The following is a 21,456-nucleotide window of genomic DNA, read 5'->3' as shown; positions in this document are numbered from 1 at the left end:
ACCAAGCCAAGCTGAATTTAGTGATATAATCCATTACTATTTTTTGCTCGCATAATAAACGGATAAACTATGGAACACCAAGCAGATCAACAATTAGAACAGCAATCCCAATTAGAACTTCTGATTACACAAGGGCGTGAACAAGGTTATTTAACGCTTTCTGAGGTGCACGATCATTTACCTGAAGAATTAGTCGATGCAGAGCAGATCGAAGATATTATTCAGATGATCAACGATATGGGAATCCAAGTATTAGAGGTTGCCCCTGATGCGGATGATTTATTACTTGCTGAAAATATCGCTGATGAAGATGTGGTAGAAGAAGCCACTAAAGTGCTTTCAACCGTAGAATCAGAGTTAGGTAGAACGACTGATCCTGTGCGTATGTATATGCGTGAAATGGGTACGGTAGAGCTTTTAACTCGTGAAGGTGAGATCGATATTGCAAAACGTATTGAAGACGGTATTAACGAAGTACAGTGTGCGATTGCTGAGTACCCGGAAGCCTTAGTTGGGCTTTTAGAATGCTACAGCCAAGTAGAAACGGGCGAAATGCGTATTTCTGATTTAGTTACAGCCTTTGTTGATCCGAATGCATCAGAGCAAGTTACGGAAGAATTAGAGGTAGATCTCGATGATGACGAAGAATCGGATACTGTAGCTGATGTTGAAGATGACGAAAATGAAGACGAAGAAAGTGATAGCAGCTCAGACAGCAGCGATGACAGCTCTATCGATCCTGAATTAGCACGGGAAAAATTTGAAGCTCTGCGTAACCAGCACGAAAAAGTGGTATTAGCAATTCAAAAACACGGTAGAACCAGCAAAAAATCAAGAGAGCAGATTGAAATTTTATCGAATATTTTCCGTGAGTTCCGCTTAGTACCGAAACAGTTTGATTTATTAGTTGCTACTATGCAAAAACTAATGAAGCAAGTGCGTGCGGAAGAACGTCAAATTCAGCGTTATGCGGTTGAATATTCGGGTATGAAGAAAACCGATTTCTTAAAAGCATTCCAAGGGCACGAATTAAGCGAAGCGTGGATTGAAAAAGCGATTAATGCGAAGAAAAACGCCGCACCAAAATTAGCTAATTATATTGATAACATTCGTGTCAATATTGCTAATTTACAGCAATTGGAACAAACTTCAGGCTTAACCATTGCTCAAATTCGTGAAATTGGCGGTCGTATTTCTAACGGTGAGCTAAAAGCACGCCGTGCGAAAAAAGAGATGGTTGAAGCTAACTTACGTTTGGTTATCTCCATTGCGAAAAAATATACCAACCGTGGTTTACAGTTCTTGGATTTAATCCAAGAAGGGAATATCGGCTTGATGAAAGCGGTAGATAAATTTGAATATCGCCGTGGTTACAAATTCTCAACCTATGCAACTTGGTGGATCCGTCAGGCAATTACCCGTTCGATTGCGGATCAGGCTCGTACTATCCGTATTCCGGTGCATATGATTGAAACCATTAACAAACTTAACCGTATTTCCCGCCAATGCTTGCAGGAAATGGGGCGTGAAGCTACACCGGAAGAGTTGGCAGAACGTATGGGAATGCCGGAAGATAAAATTCGTAAAGTATTGAAGATTGCCAAAGAGCCGATCTCAATGGAAACCCCAATCGGTGACGACGATGATTCACATTTAGGCGATTTCATTCAAGACGAAAGCCTTGAATTACCACTTGATTCCGCAACTGCTGAGAGCCTACGTATGGCAACCAATGAAGTGTTGGAGGGTTTAACCCCGCGTGAAGCGAAGGTGTTGCGTATGCGTTTTGGGATTGATATGAACACCGACCACACCCTCGAGGAAGTAGGTAAACAATTTGATGTAACCCGTGAGCGTATTCGTCAGATTGAGGCAAAAGCGTTGCGTAAACTTCGCCACCCAAGCCGTTCAGAAACTTTACGCAGTTTCCTAGATGATTAATGATTTCCCCTGTGCCTTGTGGTACAGGGGTTTTTGTCTTAAGATGAACAACAAGCGGTTGTTTTTCTTAAATTTTTTACAAGAGGGAGAGATATGAAGAAATCACTATTAGCACTTTTAATTAGCTCAGTATTTGTGATTGCGGGTTGTGAAGACGGTAAAATGACACAAACGGTATTAGAAGCTGAAAAACAAATTGTTCATTTAGGCACAGAATTAAAAAATGCTCAGTCGGAATTGGCAAAAAAAGAAGCCGAAGTTGCCGAGCTTTCAGGCGTGAAAGCGGAGAATGAAAAATTAAAAGCAGAACTAGAGAAAGCCCAACAAAACACCGCATTAAACGTTGAGATTGTGAAAATCTTCGATAAGAAAGAAGTGATTAAACACAAGGTTGATCCAAAAGAAGAATTTGCAATTGAAGAAAGTACAGTGAGTTCGATTGTTACGCTTCCAAAAACAAATTTTGATTGGCTCAATCAGCTGTTGATTAATCAGGCGTATGATTACAATGAAGAGCAAGGTAGAAAGCTGAAAAACCCAACCGAAGATGAGTTTAAAAAGCACAGTGAAGAAGTTTATCAAGGTTTAGTTGAAAGTGTGAAAGCAGAGCCTACAATTGGCTATGATGAACATATTCATAGTACGTTTATGGGACAACGCAATAATATTGCTACTTTTTTGATGACGCACTATAGCTACACAGGCGGTGCTCACGGTATGCACTATACCCAATATATCAATGTGGATTTAGCTAAAAAAGCAGCCATTGGCTTGAATGATTTAATCAGCCAAAAAAATCAAGCTCAATTGAAAGAAATCCTTTGGGAAAATTACAGCCGTGAGCGAGTTGATGAAAATGGCAAATATAATGGATTTGGAGATAAGAAAGCGTTCCGTATTTCTGACCAATTCTATTTCACCCCTGAAGGGATTATCTTTGTTTATCCTCCATACGAATTGGGTGCTTATGCAGAAGGCGAGATAGAGATTGAAGCTGATTGGCATAGTATCAATAAGTTACTAAACTCAGATTATCAACGTGGTGAAAAAGATGGGTTCGACCTATAGTTCTAGCTTTCGGAAATTATACAACACAGGAATAACAATTAACTAATTAGCAAGGATTGAAAATGTTATGATTAATATTTCAGACAAACAAATCGACCCTACTTTTTACCAACGTGCGGATGGCTTTATCAATATCGCCAACGCTCATTTGCAAAACATCGCCCCAACTCAAGTGAGCAATGCAATGCTGTTTGCCTGTGCCCGATTCAACGCCTATGTTGCCGCCAGCAAAGCAGAATACAAGCAACAACTTGCCGATTCCAGAGAAGAGGTGATTAATTATTTTGTTGAACAATACAAAGAAATGCTGACCGCCAATTTAGACGAATACATCCACCATTTCGAGCGTTATATTGAACGGAAAAAGGCGGATTAACCGCCTTTGTTTTTTTGACTACTGTGCCATTTTCTCTGCAATTTTCAAAAATCCGTCAGCGGTTTTAAAAATTTCGTCAAAGCCTTGGGCTTCTAAAATTTTGTCAGACACTTCACGGAATGCCCCCTCACCACCGGCTTTTTCTAACACCCAATCAGCTTGGGCTTTGATGTAATCGTGAGCGTTGCGAGGGGCGATGGCTAAACCACATACCTCAAAAGCGGGCAAATCTAAGGTATCGTCCCCGATGTAGGCAGTTTGTTCCGGCGTAACGCCTGCTTTTTCCATCAGTTCAAAACAGGCGGAACGTTTTTCCATTTTGCCGAGTAGAGCTAAATCAATTTTCAACACCTCTAAGCGTTTACGAAGTAGTGCGGTATCGCCCCCTGAAAGCACTGCCACTTTAATGCCGCAACTTTGCAACATTTTCACCCCTAAGCCATCGTGAACGTGGAAGCGTTTCATCACTTCGCCTTGGTCGGTATAGTACATTCCGCCATCGGTTAAAACGCCATCAACATCGGTAATTACGAATTTAATCTTGGTTAGGTCTAACATTTTTTTGCCTCAAATATGGTATGATTTTGCCATTATAGCGTTTTGCTTTTAGTTTACAAAGGAACGGAAATGTCGATTTCAGCGAATTTAACGCAAATTCATCAAAAAATTCAGCAAATTTCAAGCGAATATCAACGAGAAAATGTCCGATTATTGGCGGTGTCAAAAACCAAACCTGTTACGGCAATTCAAGAGGCGATTGAGGCAGGTCAGCTTGCCTTTGGCGAAAATTACGTGCAGGAAGCGGTCGAAAAAATCGAATTTTTTGCAAATCGCCCTGAATTGGAGTGGCATTTTATCGGGCCATTGCAATCGAATAAAACCAAGCTAGTGGCAACGCATTTTGATTGGATTCAAACGGTGGACAGGCTCAAAATTGCCGAGCGTTTAAACGAGCAACGCCCAGTGGATAAAGCTCCGCTCAATGTGTTGATTCAAATTAATATCAGCGATGAAAATTCCAAATCGGGCATTCAGCCTGAAGAAATGTTGCCACTTGCCCAAGCGATTTCGCAATTACCGAATTTGAAACTGCGTGGATTAATGGCGATTCCTAAGCCGGAAAGCGAGCCGGAGAAACAAAAAATCGCCCTTCGCAAAATGCAGCAACTTTTTAACCGCTTGCAAACGGAATTTGACGGCATTGATACGCTTTCAATGGGAATGTCAGACGATATGCAATCGGCAATTGAATGTGGCTCGACAATGGTGCGAATTGGCACTGCAATTTTTGGGGCGAGAAGTTAGCTACTGAACTTTTACAATAACACTATACAAGCGGTCATAATTTGTAAAAAATTTGCAAATTATGACCGCTTGTTTATTTTCTAAACAATTAAATGTAATCGTTTGCTTATTGCTCGACAATCGTTTTTTTTTTGTACAATTACGCTGTGTTTTTACACGATATTATCTATTTGATTTTCCATTCATACTATAAATAGAGGTCTAATATGAAACCAGTATTTAAAACAACCGCATTAGCGATTTTAGTTGGGTTAGGGGTTACTGCTTGTAAAAGTAATGATGAGCATAAGCCTGCCCCAACTCCAAGTTCCGCGAATCAACAGGCGAACCAAAGCCAAGTAAATCAAACTCAAACTAATAACGGTAATGTAGAAAAAGAGAAAGCGGAATCTGAAAAAAAAGCAAAAGAAGCTGCTGAGTTAAAAGCGAAAGAAGAAGCTGAAAAAGCTCGCTTAGAGGCGGAAAAGAAGGCGAAAGAAGCAGAGAAAGCTCGTTTAGACGCTGAGCAAAAAGCGAAAGAAGAGGCAGAGAAAGCTCGCTTAGCTAAAGAAAAAGAAGAGAATAAATGGCGTGGAGAAGTAGATACGCCTAATAATTGGGTTGAAAATACGGGTGTGGTTGGATTGACATATAAAGTAGGTGATATAACTTCTCCTGCACCAAAAGCGATATTAGATAGCGGCAAAAGTCTTTGGGATTTACAAGATGGTAGAGAGAAATTACATAAAGAAATTTCTATAGTTACTGATGAAGTATATGTTGATGGTTACTCTGGTAATAAAGAGAGGGCTCCAATATCTCATAATAACAATGGGAATTATAAGTTAGATTACTATAAATTAGCAGTTGAAGATGCAAATAACCCCTCTCTTTTAGGTCTTCATCAAGGTGAAATAAAATCTGGTGGGATTAATGGTTCTGTTATCTCTTCTTTAACCGAAGATGGAAAAATTGCAGAAAGAACTTATTTAGAGAAAGTGGATTATATTTTTAAAAATACGCCATATTCAACTTATGGTGCAGTTTATAATCCTCACGAGACAAAATTATTTGTATCTTCAGAAAAAGGTGTTGTTATTGGTGGTGTTCCTGATGGAAAAGATAGCCATCTGTTTGGTATTGGTGAATATGAAGTGGTTGATGGGAATGTAACCACTAAAATTAAGTATACTGATGCAGTAAAAGGTTCAGCTACTTATAAAGGGGAGATAATTGCTCAATTACAAGAGATTAAAGAGCCTGGAGAATTGGTATATAGAAAGGTTAATAAAGGAACACCTTTTGTAGATGGAACAATTCAATTTGATGTTAATTTTGGAGAACGTGCAGAGCAAAACTATGCTTCTGCTGTATTAGATAGTAAAACGGTAGGAAAATTAGAGTTTGCTCAAGAAGCATTTGATGTTAAAAACTTTAATATTAAACGAGGTCCAGTAAATATATATGACGAAAATAATGATAAAGTGGGCTTTTATAGTTTAAATGCAAATGTTGTTGGTAAAGAGGCAAGTGAAGTTGCTGGTTCTGTTATTTATGAAAAAAGTAAAGGTGCATATGGATATGATGGAACTTTAATTTATAACGCCGTCTTCGCAGCCGAAAAACAACCTAAATAATCACCTTTAATTTCCTTTTAAAGCCATTGCTTCGGCAATGGCTTTTTAATAATAGATCTCAAATAATCAATGAAACACCCTATTATTTTACTTTTAGCCCTTTTCCCTGTGTTGGTTTTTGCAGAAGCCTTTAATCAGCCAATCACCGAACGCACTACGCTTGAACCATCATTAAAAGTAGCACAACCCGTCGCACCTGCACCTGTGGTGGTCATTCGTAATCAAGAAAACCAACCGATTGAGCTTTCGGAAGCACAGTTAAAAGCCAATCCTGCACTCACTCAGCAACTACTCAGCCAAGCAATTTACGCTCGTAATCCAGAGATTATTAGTAAGCTATTGGCAGTGTACCAAACTTTTCCCCATACTGACCCGATTTTAATTCAGTTTGCTCAAGGCAAAATGTTTGCCTTAACCGGTGAGCCTAGTAAAGCGGTAGAGCAGTACCGCTCGATTTTGTCTAAACATCCTGAACTTAACCCCGTTCGTTTTGAGCTTGCCACTTCGCTATTTTACGACAAGCAACTTTCTGCCGCAGAAGATCAGTTTAACAAAGTGAAAACCGACCCGAATATGCCTGCTAGAGTGCAACAAATGGCAGATACTTACCTTGAAAATATTCAAAAAAGTAGCGAGTGGCATTTTAGTGCGAGTAGCCATTATGTGCGGGATAGTAATGTCAATAATGTCTCCAGTAGTCGCAATATTGAAAATACTGGCTATGTGAAAAATGACAATATGATGCCTGAATCAGCACAGGGAATCGCATATAGTCTTAATTTCGGTAAAGATTTCAACCTGTTTGGCAGACATTACCTCGCTTTTGATAATGACCTTTACGGCAAAATTTATTGGAGCAATCACGATTATGACGATATGAATAACCGCACCTCGTTAGGTTATCGTTATAAAACCGCAAAATCGACATTAAGCTTGCTGCCTTTTTACGAAAAGCGTTGGTATGGAGATGAAAGTTATCAATGGCGTAATGGCGTGCGTGCGGAGTTATCCCATTGGCTTAGTAGCAACTGGCAAATGGTAACGGCGTTAGAACATAGCAAACAACGCTATTTTGACAGCACTGCTCAAAATGGTAATAGTAAACTTGCCTCTCTGACTTTAGTGTGGCTACGTAATCCAAACCAATTTTTTACTTTAGGGGCTGATTTTAATCGGGAACGTACTTGGGTGAAGCAATACAGTGCCGATACCAAAGGCTTACGCCTAAGCTGGGGGCAAGAGTGGGAGCTTGGCGGTATTTCCAGCCGTTTAAGTTTCGGTATTTCCGAACGCCAATATAAAGACCAAGCCAGATTAGGTGGGTTTTTAGCTCTCGGTAAAATCAGACAAGATAAAATCTACTCCGCCGCTTTAACTCTTTGGAAGCGTGATTGGCATTTATGGGGCATTACACCGAAATTACAACTGAGTTGGCGGAAAAACGACAGTAATTTGCCGACAATGTACTCTTATAACCGTAAAAATGCGAACGTGATTTTTGAAAAGACGTTTTAGTTTCTAATACAGGGGGTAAAGTATTTCTTTAATGAGTCATTAGAATTTAATGGCTTGTTTTGAAATAAGTTAAGTTATTTAACTTGAATTTATTAACTCATCTCTTAAGGATTTTTTATGAAAAAATTAATTTTAAGTGCAATTTGTGCATCAGTGTTATCTGGTTGTGTTGCTGTAGATAGAAATGTAGCTATTGTAAAATTACAAGCTCATACAGCCAATATGATCGGTTTAAGTTCTTCAGATGAAGTAACATTATCGAATGTAAACTTTGGAGAAAGTAATCCACTAACGGGTCAAGAGGTTACTTATAAAGCAACAACTGCAAAAGGTCGCACATTCCAATGTAATGCACGCATTGTTGATGGTACGATTTTAAGTGAAGCTCAAATTAAGTTGCCAAGCTGTAAGCCATTAAGTGTCTATAAAAAATAATTTTAATCATACCCAAGCGGTGTAATTTGCAAAAACTTTTACAAATTACACCGTTTGTTTTGTAGTCAAATTCGGAAAAAGTCTGTATAATTCGACCTCCAATTTCTAGACTCTCGCCAGTTTTGATGGGCGGGAGTTTTTATTTTCACTTAACTTAAAGATATTCAAATGCAAAATGTAGATATTAATAAATTGCGTAACATCGCAATTATTGCACACGTTGACCACGGTAAAACCACGCTGGTAGATAAACTTTTACAACAATCAGGCACTTTTGAATCAACTCGTGGTGATGTTGATGAGCGTGTAATGGACTCAAACGATCTTGAAAAAGAGCGTGGCATTACCATTCTTGCGAAAAATACCGCAATTAACTGGAACGGCTACCACATCAATATCGTAGATACTCCGGGGCACGCAGACTTCGGTGGTGAAGTTGAGCGTGTACTTTCAATGGTGGATTCTGTTTTATTAGTGGTAGATGCTTTTGACGGCCCAATGCCACAAACCCGTTTCGTAACCCAAAAAGCATTCGCACACGGTTTAAAACCGATTGTGGTCATCAACAAAGTTGACCGTCCGGGTGCTCGCCCTGATTGGGTGGTGGATCAAGTGTTTGACTTATTCGTGAACTTAGGTGCTACCGATGAGCAGTTAGATTTCCCGATTATCTACGCATCAGCGTTAAACGGTGTTGCCGGTTTAGAACACGAAGAGTTGGCGGCAGATATGACCCCGCTTTACGAAGCGATTGTTAAACACGTTCAGCCACCGCAAGTGGAATTAGATGCACCATTCCAAATGCAGATTTCGCAATTAGATTACAATAACTATGTGGGCGTTATCGGTATCGGTCGTATCAAACGTGGTTCGGTTAAACCAAACCAAGCGGTAACGGTTGTGGATAGTGAAGGCAAAACCCGCCAAGGTCGTATCGGTCAAGTTTTAGGGCATTTAGGTTTACAACGTTTTGAAGCAACAGAAGCCTTTGCGGGTGATATTATTGCAATTACCGGTTTGGGCGAATTAAATATCTCGGACACTATCTGTGATATTAATGCGGTGGAGGCTTTACCTGCATTAAGCGTTGATGAACCAACTGTAACAATGTTCTTCTGTGTAAACACCTCGCCATTCTGCGGTCAAGAAGGTAAATTTGTAACCTCTCGCCAAATTCTTGAGCGTTTAAACAAAGAGTTAGTACATAACGTAGCATTGCGTGTGGAAGAAACCCCTAACCCGGACGAGTTCCGTGTATCTGGTCGTGGTGAACTACATTTATCAGTATTAATCGAAAATATGCGTCGTGAAGGTTACGAATTAGCGGTATCTCGCCCGAAAGTAATTTACAAAGAAGAGAACGGTAAAAAACAAGAGCCGTTTGAACAAGTAACCATTGATATTGAAGAACAGCACCAAGGTTCAGTGATGGAAGCACTTGGTATGCGTAAAGGCGAAGTACGTGATATGATCCCGGACGGCAAAGGTCGTACCCGTTTAGAGTATGTGATCCCAAGCCGTGGCTTAATTGGTTTCCGTAACGAATTTATGACAATGACTTCAGGTACAGGTTTACTTTACTCAACATTCAGCCACTATGATGATGTGAAACCGGGTGAAATCGGTCAGCGTAAAAACGGTGTGTTAATTTCTAATGCGACAGGTAAAGCTCTCGCTTATGCGTTATTCGGCTTACAAGAGCGTGGTAAGTTAATGATCGACCACGGTGTGGATGTTTACGAAGGTCAAATTATCGGTATTCACAGCCGTTCAAACGACCTAACGGTAAACTGCTTGCAAGGTAAAAAATTAACCAACATTCGTGCTTCAGGTAAAGACGATGCGATCGTATTAACGACACCGGTACGTTTCACTTTAGAGCAAGCATTAGAGTTTATTGATGACGATGAGTTAGTGGAAGTAACACCACAATCTATCCGTATCCGTAAACGCTTATTAACGGAAAACGACCGTAAACGTGCAAGTCGTACTACGACAAGTACCAGCACTCAATAGCCTGAATTAGATATTGACTAAAAAGTTGAGTTTCTTACGGAACTCAACTTTTTTATTTTCCTCTAATAAAAGACCTAGCGTAACACTGTTATAATGGACAAATTGGCTTAGGGATTGAGAGAAATAGAATGAAAAAATTTGATGAAAACGAAATTGAAGATGCAGAAATTGTAGATGCTGAGCCGATAGAAGCAGATGATATAGAAGAAATATCAACACTAGAGGCAATGCACCCTGCGTTAGTGTCGGGCTCAATGCCTGTACCACAAGGGAATTTGGACAGCTATATCCGAATGGCGAACCAATATCCGATTCTAACTGCAGAACAGGAAAAAGAGCTTGCAGAGCGTTATTACTATGATGAAGATGTTGAGGCAGCAAAACAGCTCATTCTTTCTCATATGCGGTTTGTGATTCATATTGCACGTGGTTATTTAGGTTATGGTTTGCCATTAGCGGACTTGATTCAAGAAGGTAATATTGGTTTGATGAAAGCGGTAAAACGCTTTGATCCGAATGTTGGCGTGCGTTTAGTTTCTTTTGCAGTGCATTGGGTAAAAGCAGAAATTCACGAATATGTATTAAAAAACTGGCGAATTGTGAAAGTGGCAACGACCAAAGCCCAGCGGAAATTATTCTTTAATCTACGCAAAAATAAAAACCGTTTAGCGTGGTTTAATGAAGAAGAAATCAAAAAAGTAGCAGATGATTTAGGCGTTTCGGTAGCAGAAGTGAGAGAAATGGAATCTCGTATGACGGGGCAGGACTTAGGCTTTGATCTGCCGGCAGGAGACGATGATGAAGATAGCTACGCTCCTTCAATGTACATTGAAGATGATAGTTCTAACTTTGCGGATGATCTGGAAGATGAACAACACAATGGGCAGGCGACTGCTCAGCTTGCGTATGCCTTAGCCACGCTTGATGAACGCAGCCAAGATATCATTAAAACCCGCTGGTTAGATGATAATAAAGCGACATTACAAGATTTGGCGGAAAAATATAATATTTCGGCAGAGCGTGTACGCCAGCTTGAAAATGCTGCACTTAAGAAAATCAAAGAGGCAATTTCAATCGAAGACTAAGTGCAACAAGCGGTTGTTTTTTAATAAAATTTTGCAACTATAAAAAGGGCTTGTGATCTTATAGATCGCAAGCCCTTGCTATTACCCCAGCATAATTCCCAAACTAAACAGCAGATTGGTGATTAATGCCAAGCCTGCCATTTGTCCTAGAATTGGGTAAAGCTCTTTTGGATCTTGGTGTTGATAAACAAAAAGTGCGTGTTTTGCGAGTAGCGGTACACCAAGCAAGAAGATGAAACTGTACCAATGCTCGAATTCTAAAATAGCAAAAATGAGATAAGATAGGACTGCTAGTACCAATAAGGCAATATGGTATTTTCGCCCGTTTTGGCTGCCAATTCGCACAATGAGCGTATTTTTACCTGTTTGTCTGTCTTGATTGATATCTCTTAAATTATTGATATTTAATACCGCAACAGAAAGTAATCCGCAGCCGAAAGCGGGTAATAAAATCATTGGCGGGACATTATGAGCTTGCAAGTAAAACACGCCGATAACCGCCACAAAACCAAAGAAAATCAGCACGAACAGATCGCCTAATCCTAAATAACCGTAAGCCTTTTTGCCGACGGTATAAGTGATTGCGGCAACAATCGACACCACTCCCAGCCCAATAAAAAAGAACAAGTCTTGAATGGTTTCAAAGGCATAAATGCTTAATACTACGCCTGAAATAAAGGAGAGTAGGCTTAAAATAATGACTGCGTGTTTAAGTTGTTCGCCACTAATTGCTCCTTGTTGAATAGCTCGTAGAGGACCAATCCGCTCTTTAGTATCAGAGCCTTTAACGTGGTCGCCGTAATCGTTAGCGAAGTTTGACAAAATCTGCAACAAGATGGTGGTAATAAACGCCAACAGGGTAGTAATAAAATCAAATTTTCCAGCCCAATGAGCCAGTGCAGAGCCAACAATAATTGATGCCAACGCCAGTGGTAACGTTTTAGGGCGGGCAGTCGTAAACCAGATCGAAAAAAGAGAATTTTTGTTCATTGTTTATATTTCATTTAAAATAATCGTAAATCACCATTATTTTAACAGAAAAAAGCCCGATGAACTCTACCTCTATGCAATTAGCTTCTATTGAATTAAATCCTATCGGTTTTGTGCAAAGTCCTTACGATGAAAAATTTTCCGTGCCTCGCCAGCCTAATTTGGTAGCGGAAGGAAAGGGAATTTTGCGTTTAGTGCCACCCTATAATAGCCCTGATGCGGTTCGAGGCTTAGAGCAGTTTAGCCATATTTGGCTGATTTTTCAGTTTCATCACATTCCCGAGCGAGATTGGCACGCAACTGTTCGCCCGCCTCGTTTAGGCGGGAATGAACGAGTGGGCGTCTTTGCCAGCCGAGCTACTCATCGCCCTAATTCATTGGGCTTGTCAAAAGTGAGACTAGAAGAAGTGGTGGTTGAGAACGGCGACGTTTATCTGAAATTAGGCAGTGTAGATTTAGTAAACGGCACGCCGATTTTGGATATTAAGCCTTACATCGCCTATGCGGATAGCGAACCTGAGGCAGTTTCGGGCTTTGCACAAGAAAAACCGGAGCAGAAGCTATCTGTTGTATTTAGTGAAGAAGCCCAACAAGCGGTGGAATTTTGCCAAAACTTTGCAAAATTTGGCATTGAGCAGCCACTTACTTTTATTCGTGATGTGATTGCTCAAGACCCCCGACCTGCTTATCAACAAGGAAAAGTATCGGATAGAATTTATGGTATGAACCTTGCGGGCTATAATATTCGCTGGAAAATAGAACAAGGTGAGCAAGTACTTGTCCTTTCGATTGAGTAAATGAACTTTCTGAAGGTAGGGATATCTAATAAGTGAATTTTATCCCTTTAAGGACTGATTATGAAATTGAAAAATTTTTTCACAATTCTACCGCTTGCACTCACAACGATAACGGCTTTTGCTGAAACGGCTACCACAGAGGCAGCAACTGCCGGTACGGTTGTTTCGGTAGAGAAAAAACAAGCCTCAAACTTTAGTTTTTCAACCAAAGTAACTCGTAGCGTTGAACAAGATTTAATGCAGGCAACGGTTTATAGCCAAAAATCAGGTAAGTCATTACCTGAACTGAAAAAAAGTGTTTCGCAAAATTTAAATCAAGTGATAGAAACAGCCAAAAAACACTCCGCTATTGAGGTGCAAGCAGAAGGAATTAGCAATAACGCCAATTACAATAACAAAGGGAACATTGACGGTTGGCAAGCCTACGGTAGCGTGAGCTTGAAAAGTAAAGATTTCAACGCTATGGCTGAGGTGTTAGAAAATTTAGGTAAAGACGTGGCAATCCAATCTATTTACTTTGGTGTATCGCCTGAGAAAGTTGCATCATTGGAAGAAGAGATGCTACTTGAAGTCATTAAAAAATTCCAAGCTAAAGCGGAAATTATTCAAAAAGCTTTAGGGGCGAAACAATATCGATTAAGTATGGTTAATCTACAAACACCGAGTGATGGTGGTTATGAGTATGGCTCTCGTATGGCAAGTGCGATGTATGCAGCAGAGAAAGCTGCAATGGGAAAATCTGCAGATATGCCGTTAGAAGCAGGTAAAACCACCATTTCTGCCTCAGCTTCTGGCAGTGTTGATTTTGAATAGAATTGTATAGATTTGCATTTTTGCTTTAGTTTTAATGGAAGAACTGGTTATACTATTCTCCGAAATATGAGTATTGATGGCTCTGCCGTAATACTCATATTTTTTATTGGCTATTTATTGGCACATTTAAGTTAGTGTGGTATTAGCGGCGGGTATCCTTAGGCTAGGAATTAGGAAGATTTACAAGTGAAAAAATTGATTAAATTATGTGGTGTAATTTCTGCTACTGTTTTGCTAAGTGGTTGCTTAGTTACTTCGGTTGTGGGCGGCGTAGTCGGTACGGCGGTAGATGTCGTTGATGCGGTAACCCCCGATATTGTCGATTAATAATTATTACAAGCGGTTAAAATTCGCCGATAGATTGCAAATATAAAATAAAGCGTTACAATGGCTTGTTATTTTTAACTAAACGTGGATAAAGGATTCAATATGAAAATTACAAAAGATTTAGTGCCAAGCATTGCTTACCAAGTACGTACCCAAGAAGGTGTGTTGGTTGATGAAGCACCGGTAAATCAACCCTTAGAGTATTTGCACGGTCATAACAACTTAGTGGAAGGTTTAGAAAAAGCTCTTGAAGGCAAAGTGGTAGGCGATGTATTTGAAGTGCGTGTAAAACCGGAAGAAGGTTACGGCGAATATAATGATAATATGGTTCAACGTGTGCCAAAAGACGTATTTATGGGCGTAGATGAGCTAGAAGTAGGTATGCGTTTTATTGCAGATACAGACTTAGGTCCATTACCTGTTGTGATTACTGAAGTGGACGGCGATGAAGTCGTGGTTGATGGCAACCATATGTTAGCCGGTCAAGAGTTATTATTCTCTGTAGAAGTAGTTGGCGTGCGTGAAGCAACCGCAGAAGAAATTGCACACGGACACGTTCACGGTGGACACGAGCACGGTTGTGGTTGTGGCGGACACGATCATCACGATCACGAAGGCTGCTGTGGTGGACACGAGCACGATCATCACCACCATCACGGACACGGTGGTTGCGGCTGCGGCGGTCATCACTAATTTTTATGTTCTCCCTCCCTCTTGGAGGGAGAGCTGTTTTCAGAATTTCCCTTTTAAAGCCATTGCTAAATAGTCAAACAAGCGATCAAATTTCTCTGAAAATTTACCAATGTCTTTATAAAATATAACCTTTCAAATGATGAGTGAAACCAAACAAAACGAATCTGTAGATTATTTACGTTCGATTTTAAGCTCGAACATTTATGATCTCGCCCAAGTTACCCCTCTGCAAAAAATGGAAAAGTTTTCTGAACGTTTAGGCAATAATGTATTTATTAAACGTGAAGACCGCCAGCCTGTGCATAGTTTTAAATTGCGTGGTGCGTTTGCAATGATTTCTAATCTATCTAAAGCACAAAAAGAAGCCGGTGTGATTGCCGCTTCTGCAGGAAATCACGCTCAGGGAGTGGCACTTTCAGCAAAACATCTAGGTTTAAGAGCCTTGATTGTAATGCCACAAAATACCCCGGCAATTAAAGTAGATGCGGTGCGTGGTTACGGCGGCGAAGTATTACTCTACGGGGCGAACTTTGATGAAGCAAAAGCTAAAGCGATCAAACTTTCAACCGAATTAGGAATGACCTTTATTCACCCGTTTGATAGCCCGGCGGTGATTGCAGGGCAAGGCACTATCGGTTTGGAATTAGTGCAGCAAAAGCCGGACTTAGACTATATTTTCATTCCTGTTGGTGGCGGTGGATTAATTGCAGGCATTGCAGTATTCATTAAGCAAGTTTTACCGAATATTAAAGTGATTGGGGTAGAGTCTAAAGATTCAGCCTGTTTATATCACGCCTTGAAAAACGGTCAGCCAACCGATTTAGAGCGTGTGGGCTTATTTGCCGATGGTATTGCGGTTCGTCGTATTGGTGATGAAACTTTCCGCTTGTGCCAGCAATATGTTGATGATGTTGTATTGGTGGATAATGATGAAATCTGTGCTTCAATGAAGTTGATTTTTGAAAACGTGCGGGCAATTTCAGAGCCATCGGGGGCAACTTCATTGGCTGGTTTAAAAAAATATGTAAAACAGCACCAATTACAAGAAAAGAATTTAGCTTGCATCCTTTCCGGGGCGAATGTTAATTTCCACACGTTGCGTTTTGTGTCTGAGCGTTGTGAAATCGGTGAAAAACGTGAAGCATTATTGGCGGTAACAATCCCTGAACAGAAAGGTAGTTTCTTAACTTTCTGTGAGATTTTAGGCAATCGTGCGGTAACAGAATTTAACTATCGTCATTCCGATGATCAAAATGCGTGCATATTTGTTGGCGTAAGAATTTCAGGTTCGGCAGAGAAGTTAGAGATCATTAAAGAGTTGCAACAAAATGGTTATGATGTAGCCGATCTCTCTGATGATGATATTGCCAAAACCCATATTCGTTATATGGTTGGTGGTAGAGCTGCTTCTATCAAAAATGAACAGCTATATAGTTTTGAATTCCCGGAACAGAAAGGGGCGTTACTGAAATTCTTGCAAATGCTCACAAATTGGGATATTTCTTTGTTCCATTACCGTGCTCACGGGGCAGATTATGGTGATATTCTCGCTGCATTTGCACTAAATCAAGGTGATGAAGTAGAATTAAATCAACATTTAGAACAGCTTGGCTATCGTTTCCAAAATGTTAGCAATAGCCCTGCATATCAATATTTTTTGAAGTAAAAGTTAGGAATTAAAATGGCTCGTAAATATTTCGGTACAGACGGTGTGCGTGGAGAAGTAGGTAAATTTCCGATTACTCCTGAATTTGCCTTAAAGCTCGGTTGGGCAGCGGGTAAAGTGCTGGCAACACAAGGCACGAAAAAGGTGTTAATCGGGAAAGACACCCGTATTTCAGGTTATATGTTGGAATCAGCCCTTGAGGCAGGTTTAACAGCAGCCGGTTTATCGGCAGTATTTGTTGGTCCGATGCCAACCCCTGCAATAGCCTATTTAACCCGTACTTTCCGTGCTGAAGCAGGTATTGTGATTTCAGCTTCCCATAACCCATATTATGATAATGGGATCAAATTCTTCTCATCAGTAGGTGAAAAATTGCCTGATGAAATCGAAGAAGCGATTGAAGCAATGCTTGATCAGCCGATGGATTGTGTAGATTCGGCAAATTTAGGACGTGCAAGCCGTATTAATGATGCAGCAGGGCGTTATATTGAGTTTTGTAAAGGAACTTTCCCGTCTGAATTAAGCCTCGAAGGTTATAAGATAGTGGTGGATTGTGCCAACGGTGCAACTTATCACATTGCCCCAAGTGTAATGCGTGAGCTAGGGGCAGAAGTGCTTGAAATTGGCACGAAGCCGGATGGTTTAAATATCAACGAAAAATGCGGTGCGACAGATATTAAAGCACTACAAAAAGTGGTGGTTGAAGCAGGAGCAGACGTTGGTTTAGCCTACGATGGTGATGGTGACCGTTTAATTATGGTTGATCACTTAGGTAATAAAGTTGATGGCGACCAAATCTTGTTTATTTTAGCCCGTGAAGCCTTGCGTTCAGGCAAATTACAAGGTGGTGTAGTTGGCACATTAATGAGTAATATGAGCTTGGAATTAGCCTTAAAAGAGTTAGCAATTCCATTCTCTCGTGCTAACGTGGGCGACCGCTATGTGCTAGAACAACTCAAAGAAAAAGGCTGGAAACTCGGTGGCGAAAACTCCGGACATATCATCGTACTTGATAAAAATACAACAGGCGATGGCGTAATTGCCTCACTGCAAGTTTTAGCAGCAATGGTTAGCCATAAATTAAGCCTCAATGATTTAGCCAAAGCTGTACCGCTATTCCCTCAAGTTCTCCTGAATGTTCGTTTTGAGAAAGGTGCTGCAAATCCGCTCGAAAGCGATGAAGTGAAAGCCGTTGCCGCTGAGGTAGAAAAACGTTTGGCAGGCAAAGGGCGTATTTTATTGCGTAAATCAGGCACTGAGCCATTAATTCGTGTAATGGTAGAATGCGAAGATGGACAACTTGCACAAAGCTGTGCAGAAGAAATTGTTGAAGCAGTAAAACGTAATTAATCGCAAGCGGTTATATTTTGTAAAAAATTTGCAAAATATGACCGCTTGTTGTTTAAAAGGAGCAAAAAATGGATCAACAAGAAATGAAAAAAATTGCAGCTCAAGCTGCATTAAAATTTGTAAAACCGAATACGATTGTAGGCGTGGGTAGTGGCTCAACGGTAAACTGTTTTATTGATGCCCTCGCTTCAATGAAAGAAGAAATTAAAGGGGCAGTTGCTGCATCAAAAGCCTCAGAAGAACGCCTGCGTGATATCGGCATTGAAGTCTTTAGTGCCAATGAAGTTAGCGAGCTTGATGTTTATATTGACGGGGCTGATGAAATCACGCCTCAAGGAGCAATGATTAAAGGCGGTGGTGCAGCATTAACTCGTGAGAAAATTGTCAGTTCGTTAGCGAAAAAGTTTATTTGTATCGTGGATAGCTCAAAACAGGTGGACGTATTGGGTTCAACTTTCCCACTGCCGGTGGAAGTTATTCCAATGGCTCGCTCTTATGTGGCTCGTCAATTAGTGGCTCTTGGCGGCTCGCCGGAATATCGTGAAGGTGTAGTAACCGATAATGGTAACGTAATTTTAGATGTACATAATTTTAAAATTATCGAACCATTGAAAATGGAGCATACAATCAATAATATTGCAGGTGTAGTTACAAATGGTATTTTCGCACAGCGTTATGCTAATGTTACCATTGTTGGCACACCTGAAGGTGCAGTTATATTAGAATAATTTATCATCGCAAACACATAATACTAGGAGCAAAAAATGGCTAAAATCTCTTTGGATAAATCAAAGATCAAATTTCTTCTACTTGAGGGCGTGCATCAAAACGCAATTGATGTACTCTTAGCGGCGGGTTATACCAATATTGAAGTACATAAGAAGGCACTTGATGGTCAAGAGTTAATTGATGCAATTAAAGATGCACACTTTGTTGGTATTCGCTCACGTACCTTTTTAACAGAAGAGGTGCTGGCTCAAGCTCCGAAATTAATTGCGATTGGTTGTTTCTGCATCGGTACAAACCAAGTGGATTTGAGTGCGGCGAAAAGACGAGGTATTCCGGTATTCAATGCACCGTTCTCTAATACCCGTTCTGTGGCAGAATTAGTGCTTGCAGAAATGATTTTATTAATGCGTAAAGTACCGACTGCCAATGCTGAAGTGCATCGTGGGGTGTGGAATAAATCTGCTGCCGGTGCAAATGAAGTGCGTGGCAAAAAACTAGGTATTGTAGGTTATGGGCATATCGGTTCGCAGTTAAGTGTGCTTGCTGAAGCAATCGGTATGCAAGTTTATTTTTACGATGTTGAAAATAAACTACCGCTTGGTAATGCACAGCAAGTACCGACGTTGGAGCATCTACTTTCAACTTGCGATATGATTTCATTACACGTTCCGGAGATCGATTCTACCAAAAACCTAATGAGTGCAGAACGTATTGCTCAATTAAAAGAAGGTTCGGTATTAATTAATGCGGCTCGCGGTACAGTAGTTGATATTGATGCGTTAGTAGCCCGTTTGGAAGCAGGCACATTGCGTGGTGCGGCAATTGATGTATTCCCGGAAGAGCCGGCATCAATTAACGATCCGTTTGTATCACCATTATGTAAGTTTGATAATGTGATTTTAACGCCACATATTGGGGGCTCAACTTCTGAAGCACAAGCAAATATCGGTACTGAAGTAGCGAATAAATTTGTGAAATATTCAGATAATGGTTCAACTGTAACTGCCGTAAACTTCCCGGAAGTTTCATTACCGATTCATAATCAAGCTAAACGCTTATTACATATTCACGAAAATCGTCCGGGTATCTTAAATCAGATCAACCAAATCTTTGTGGATCTAAATGTAAATATTGCAGCACAATACTTACAAACCGACCCAACTATTGGTTATGTCGTGATCGATGTGGAATGTGATAATGTTGATGATGCATTGCAACGCTTAAAAGCAATTGAAGGTACAATTCGAGCACGTGTACTTTACTAATTAAGCAAAGAGCCTGAATAATATTCAGGCTCTTTCATTACAAGCGGTTATATTTTTAAAAAATTTTACAACCGATTAATTTATGCTTAGAAACGATAAGTGGCATTTGCTGTGAAAGAGTTGCCTCTTAATTTTGTACCACTGCGTTTTAAGTTATCACGGGTGTATTCTGCAGTAAGTTCTACATCGCTTGATACAGCATATTTTGCCCCTGCACCAAAGCCGAAGCCACGATAGGTTTCGTTGCCGACTTTAGTTGAGCTCGCATCAACTTTTACATAAGGAAGTAAGTCTGAACCAACACGATAACCTTGTTGATAAGCAACGGTATATTTATTTTTTTGTTTTACATCACTAAATACTTTGGTGCTGCCTACTTTTGCTTTACCTTGCACAACACCTACAAAGTTATTGCCTTGATCGATACCGTAATCAACAACTAAGACCGGACCTGTTGAGTCTTTACCTTTTACGCCATCTACGTTGTATTTGGTCGTTGTTACATCAACACCTACGCCAATACCGGTAAATGTATTACCAACAGGGGCTGCAAATAGATTTGCAGAGAATAAGCAAGCAAGTGCTGCAACAGTTAATTTATTCATATATGACTCCTCTTTAACTAAGATTCAATATTACCGCAGAAGCGATAACCTTCACCGTGAATGGTTACGATCATTTCCGGCGTATTTGGGTGATCTTCAAAATGTTTACGAATACGACGGATTGTTACATCAACGGTTCTATCGTGAGGTTTTAATTCACGTCCTGCCATTTTCTTCAGTAAATCTTCACGAGTTTGGATTTTACCCGGGTTTTCACAGAAATGTAATAATGCTCTAAATTCACTACGCGGCAATTTTGTTGCTTCGCCTTCCGGATTAATAAGGCTGTGGCTGTGAATATCTAATGTCCAGCCGTTAAAGTGATAACTTTCTACATCAGATTGTGCTTTTGCCTCATTTTTTTCGCCCATTGTGCGTTGAAGTAAATTTCTAGCACGAATAGTTAATTCTCTTGGGTTAAATGGTTTGGTAATATAGTCATCAGCACCAATTTCTAACCCCAAAATTTTATCAATTTCGTTATCACGACCAGTTAAAAACATTAAAGGCAGTTTACGGTTCTCTCGAATTTCACGAGCTAAAATTAAGCCGTTTTTACCCGGTAAGTTGATATCCATTAACACAAGATTGATTTCTTGAGCATTCAACACTGCGTGCATTTCTTCGCCGTTAGATGCTTGAAATACTTGATAACCTTCACCCTCAAAAATGCTTTTAAGCATATTCCGTGTGACTAATTCATCCTCAACAATTAAGATTTGTGGGATTTTCATTTTTTAACCTCTGATCTAATTTATAAATTCTGTTTATAACCTTTATGTTACAAATTATTTAAATTCTACTTATAAATTTCTAAATGGAAAGCATAAAAATGACAATTTGTTTAATTCAATCAAATTTTTA

21 protein-coding genes are annotated in these 21,456 nt (G+C 40.1%); 17 read left to right on the top strand and 4 right to left on the bottom strand.

Going from position 1 to position 21,456, the window contains the following annotated elements; genetic code table 11:
• Positions 1-69: 69 nt before the first annotated feature.
• The 3 genes from rpoD (at position 70) to ICJ55_RS01130 (ending at position 3,385) form a co-directional block, all read left to right on the top strand.
• Positions 70-1,941 (top strand): RNA polymerase sigma factor RpoD, encoded by a 1,872-nt coding sequence (gene rpoD / locus ICJ55_RS01140; protein ID WP_188156971.1) that lies wholly within the window; start codon positions 70-72, stop codon positions 1,939-1,941.
• 93 nt (positions 1,942-2,034) lie between these two features.
• Positions 2,035-3,009: a DUF3298 domain-containing protein gene (locus tag ICJ55_RS01135; protein WP_188156970.1), complete on the top strand. Its 975-nt coding sequence runs from the start codon at positions 2,035-2,037 to the stop codon at positions 3,007-3,009.
• A 67-nt stretch (positions 3,010-3,076) separates the two neighbouring features.
• The gene (locus tag ICJ55_RS01130) at positions 3,077-3,385 is read left to right on the top strand and encodes a DUF3144 domain-containing protein (RefSeq protein ID WP_188156969.1); all 309 of its coding nucleotides are present in this window, start codon (positions 3,077-3,079) and stop codon (positions 3,383-3,385) included.
• Positions 3,386-3,403: 18 nt separating this feature from the next.
• Here the strand turns inward: ICJ55_RS01130 and ICJ55_RS01125 are convergent, their stop codons facing one another.
• Entirely contained in the window at positions 3,404-3,943 is a 540-nt protein-coding gene (locus tag ICJ55_RS01125; RefSeq protein WP_188156968.1) for a KdsC family phosphatase, read from the bottom strand.
• Between the two features lie 69 nt (positions 3,944-4,012).
• Here ICJ55_RS01125 and ICJ55_RS01120 point away from each other — a divergent pair, with 69 nt between their 5' ends.
• The 6 genes from ICJ55_RS01120 to rpoH all read left to right on the top strand — a co-directional run bounded on the left by ICJ55_RS01120 (position 4,013) and on the right by rpoH (position 11,357).
• A complete protein-coding gene (locus ICJ55_RS01120) occupies positions 4,013-4,690 on the top strand; it encodes a YggS family pyridoxal phosphate-dependent enzyme (RefSeq protein WP_188156967.1) in 678 nt (225 codons plus the stop codon).
• A 206-nt stretch (positions 4,691-4,896) separates the two neighbouring features.
• Complete coding sequence (locus ICJ55_RS01115) at positions 4,897-6,306, top strand: hypothetical protein (RefSeq protein WP_188156966.1); 1,410 nt, start codon at positions 4,897-4,899, stop codon at positions 6,304-6,306.
• Positions 6,307-6,375: 69 nt separating this feature from the next.
• Complete coding sequence (locus ICJ55_RS01110; RefSeq protein ID WP_188156965.1) at positions 6,376-7,821, top strand: surface lipoprotein assembly modifier; 1,446 nt, start codon at positions 6,376-6,378, stop codon at positions 7,819-7,821.
• Between the two features lie 117 nt (positions 7,822-7,938).
• A complete protein-coding gene (locus tag ICJ55_RS01105; protein WP_188156964.1) occupies positions 7,939-8,256 on the top strand; it encodes a hypothetical protein in 318 nt (105 codons plus the stop codon).
• Positions 8,257-8,424: 168 nt separating this feature from the next.
• Positions 8,425-10,272 (top strand): translational GTPase TypA, encoded by a 1,848-nt coding sequence (typA, locus tag ICJ55_RS01100; protein WP_188156963.1) that lies wholly within the window; start codon positions 8,425-8,427, stop codon positions 10,270-10,272.
• Between the two features lie 128 nt (positions 10,273-10,400).
• Positions 10,401-11,357, top strand: coding sequence for an RNA polymerase sigma factor RpoH (gene rpoH / locus ICJ55_RS01095; RefSeq protein ID WP_188156962.1), 957 nt, complete (start codon positions 10,401-10,403; stop codon positions 11,355-11,357).
• Between the two features lie 81 nt (positions 11,358-11,438).
• Here the strand turns inward: rpoH and ICJ55_RS01090 are convergent, their stop codons facing one another.
• Complete coding sequence (locus ICJ55_RS01090; RefSeq protein WP_188156961.1) at positions 11,439-12,347, bottom strand: 1,4-dihydroxy-2-naphthoate polyprenyltransferase; 909 nt, start codon at positions 12,345-12,347, stop codon at positions 11,439-11,441.
• A gap of 59 nt (positions 12,348-12,406) precedes the next feature.
• Here ICJ55_RS01090 and tsaA point away from each other — a divergent pair, with 59 nt between their 5' ends.
• The 8 genes from tsaA to serA all read left to right on the top strand — a co-directional run bounded on the left by tsaA (position 12,407) and on the right by serA (position 19,987).
• Positions 12,407-13,144 carry a tRNA (N6-threonylcarbamoyladenosine(37)-N6)-methyltransferase TrmO gene (gene tsaA, locus ICJ55_RS01085; RefSeq protein WP_188156960.1) on the top strand — a complete coding sequence of 246 codons (738 nt, stop codon included), beginning with the start codon at positions 12,407-12,409 and terminating at the stop codon, positions 13,142-13,144.
• A 60-nt stretch (positions 13,145-13,204) separates the two neighbouring features.
• A complete protein-coding gene (locus ICJ55_RS01080) occupies positions 13,205-13,957 on the top strand; it encodes an SIMPL domain-containing protein (protein ID WP_188156959.1) in 753 nt (250 codons plus the stop codon).
• 186 nt (positions 13,958-14,143) lie between these two features.
• Complete coding sequence (locus tag ICJ55_RS01075) at positions 14,144-14,284, top strand: hypothetical protein (protein WP_188156958.1); 141 nt, start codon at positions 14,144-14,146, stop codon at positions 14,282-14,284.
• A 102-nt stretch (positions 14,285-14,386) separates the two neighbouring features.
• Positions 14,387-14,977: a peptidylprolyl isomerase gene (slyD, locus tag ICJ55_RS01070; protein ID WP_188156957.1), complete on the top strand. Its 591-nt coding sequence runs from the start codon at positions 14,387-14,389 to the stop codon at positions 14,975-14,977.
• 139 nt (positions 14,978-15,116) lie between these two features.
• Entirely contained in the window at positions 15,117-16,643 is a 1,527-nt protein-coding gene (gene ilvA / locus ICJ55_RS01065) for a threonine ammonia-lyase, biosynthetic (protein ID WP_425168890.1), read from the top strand.
• 15 nt (positions 16,644-16,658) lie between these two features.
• Complete coding sequence (gene glmM, locus ICJ55_RS01060) at positions 16,659-17,993, top strand: phosphoglucosamine mutase (protein WP_188156955.1); 1,335 nt, start codon at positions 16,659-16,661, stop codon at positions 17,991-17,993.
• Between the two features lie 68 nt (positions 17,994-18,061).
• A complete protein-coding gene (gene rpiA, locus ICJ55_RS01055) occupies positions 18,062-18,721 on the top strand; it encodes a ribose-5-phosphate isomerase RpiA (protein ID WP_188156954.1) in 660 nt (219 codons plus the stop codon).
• A 36-nt stretch (positions 18,722-18,757) separates the two neighbouring features.
• Positions 18,758-19,987 (top strand): phosphoglycerate dehydrogenase, encoded by a 1,230-nt coding sequence (gene serA / locus ICJ55_RS01050; protein ID WP_188156953.1) that lies wholly within the window; start codon positions 18,758-18,760, stop codon positions 19,985-19,987.
• Positions 19,988-20,073: 86 nt separating this feature from the next.
• On the opposite strand, the gene ICJ55_RS01045 is transcribed toward serA, so the two are convergent.
• Together ICJ55_RS01045 and arcA are read right to left on the bottom strand one after the other, a co-directional pair.
• On the bottom strand, positions 20,074-20,592 hold the full coding sequence (locus tag ICJ55_RS01045) for a porin family protein (RefSeq protein WP_188156952.1): 519 nt from the start codon (positions 20,590-20,592) through the stop codon (positions 20,074-20,076).
• Positions 20,593-20,609: 17 nt separating this feature from the next.
• The gene (arcA, locus tag ICJ55_RS01040) at positions 20,610-21,326 is read right to left on the bottom strand and encodes a two-component system response regulator ArcA (RefSeq protein WP_188156951.1); all 717 of its coding nucleotides are present in this window, start codon (positions 21,324-21,326) and stop codon (positions 20,610-20,612) included.
• Positions 21,327-21,456 lie beyond the last annotated feature (130 nt).

Source organism: Mannheimia bovis (genome assembly GCF_014541205.1).
In the GTDB taxonomy this organism is placed as follows: domain Bacteria; phylum Pseudomonadota; class Gammaproteobacteria; order Enterobacterales; family Pasteurellaceae; genus Mannheimia; species Mannheimia bovis.
Note: the sequence above shows the minus strand (reverse complement) of the source record. Positions and strands in the feature narration are given on the sequence as shown.

What these genes read in the sequence shown, in the direction of transcription:
- rpoD (WP_188156971.1), top strand. Translation starts at nt 70, where the DNA reads ATGGAACACCAAGCAGATCAACAATTAGAACAGCAATCCCAATTAGAA.
- ICJ55_RS01135 (WP_188156970.1), top strand. Translation starts at nt 2,035, where the DNA reads ATGAAGAAATCACTATTAGCACTTTTAATTAGCTCAGTATTTGTGATT.
- ICJ55_RS01130 (WP_188156969.1), top strand. Translation starts at nt 3,077, where the DNA reads ATGATTAATATTTCAGACAAACAAATCGACCCTACTTTTTACCAACGT.
- ICJ55_RS01125 (WP_188156968.1), bottom strand. Translation starts at nt 3,943, where the DNA reads ATGTTAGACCTAACCAAGATTAAATTCGTAATTACCGATGTTGATGGC.
- ICJ55_RS01120 (WP_188156967.1), top strand. Translation starts at nt 4,013, where the DNA reads ATGTCGATTTCAGCGAATTTAACGCAAATTCATCAAAAAATTCAGCAA.
- ICJ55_RS01115 (WP_188156966.1), top strand. Translation starts at nt 4,897, where the DNA reads ATGAAACCAGTATTTAAAACAACCGCATTAGCGATTTTAGTTGGGTTA.
- ICJ55_RS01110 (WP_188156965.1), top strand. Translation starts at nt 6,376, where the DNA reads ATGAAACACCCTATTATTTTACTTTTAGCCCTTTTCCCTGTGTTGGTT.
- ICJ55_RS01105 (WP_188156964.1), top strand. Translation starts at nt 7,939, where the DNA reads ATGAAAAAATTAATTTTAAGTGCAATTTGTGCATCAGTGTTATCTGGT.
- typA (WP_188156963.1), top strand. Translation starts at nt 8,425, where the DNA reads ATGCAAAATGTAGATATTAATAAATTGCGTAACATCGCAATTATTGCA.
- rpoH (WP_188156962.1), top strand. Translation starts at nt 10,401, where the DNA reads ATGAAAAAATTTGATGAAAACGAAATTGAAGATGCAGAAATTGTAGAT.
- ICJ55_RS01090 (WP_188156961.1), bottom strand. Translation starts at nt 12,347, where the DNA reads ATGAACAAAAATTCTCTTTTTTCGATCTGGTTTACGACTGCCCGCCCT.
- tsaA (WP_188156960.1), top strand. Translation starts at nt 12,407, where the DNA reads ATGAACTCTACCTCTATGCAATTAGCTTCTATTGAATTAAATCCTATC.
- ICJ55_RS01080 (WP_188156959.1), top strand. Translation starts at nt 13,205, where the DNA reads ATGAAATTGAAAAATTTTTTCACAATTCTACCGCTTGCACTCACAACG.
- slyD (WP_188156957.1), top strand. Translation starts at nt 14,387, where the DNA reads ATGAAAATTACAAAAGATTTAGTGCCAAGCATTGCTTACCAAGTACGT.
- ilvA (WP_425168890.1), top strand. Translation starts at nt 15,117, where the DNA reads ATGAGTGAAACCAAACAAAACGAATCTGTAGATTATTTACGTTCGATT.
- glmM (WP_188156955.1), top strand. Translation starts at nt 16,659, where the DNA reads ATGGCTCGTAAATATTTCGGTACAGACGGTGTGCGTGGAGAAGTAGGT.
- rpiA (WP_188156954.1), top strand. Translation starts at nt 18,062, where the DNA reads ATGGATCAACAAGAAATGAAAAAAATTGCAGCTCAAGCTGCATTAAAA.
- serA (WP_188156953.1), top strand. Translation starts at nt 18,758, where the DNA reads ATGGCTAAAATCTCTTTGGATAAATCAAAGATCAAATTTCTTCTACTT.
- ICJ55_RS01045 (WP_188156952.1), bottom strand. Translation starts at nt 20,592, where the DNA reads ATGAATAAATTAACTGTTGCAGCACTTGCTTGCTTATTCTCTGCAAAT.
- arcA (WP_188156951.1), bottom strand. Translation starts at nt 21,326, where the DNA reads ATGAAAATCCCACAAATCTTAATTGTTGAGGATGAATTAGTCACACGG.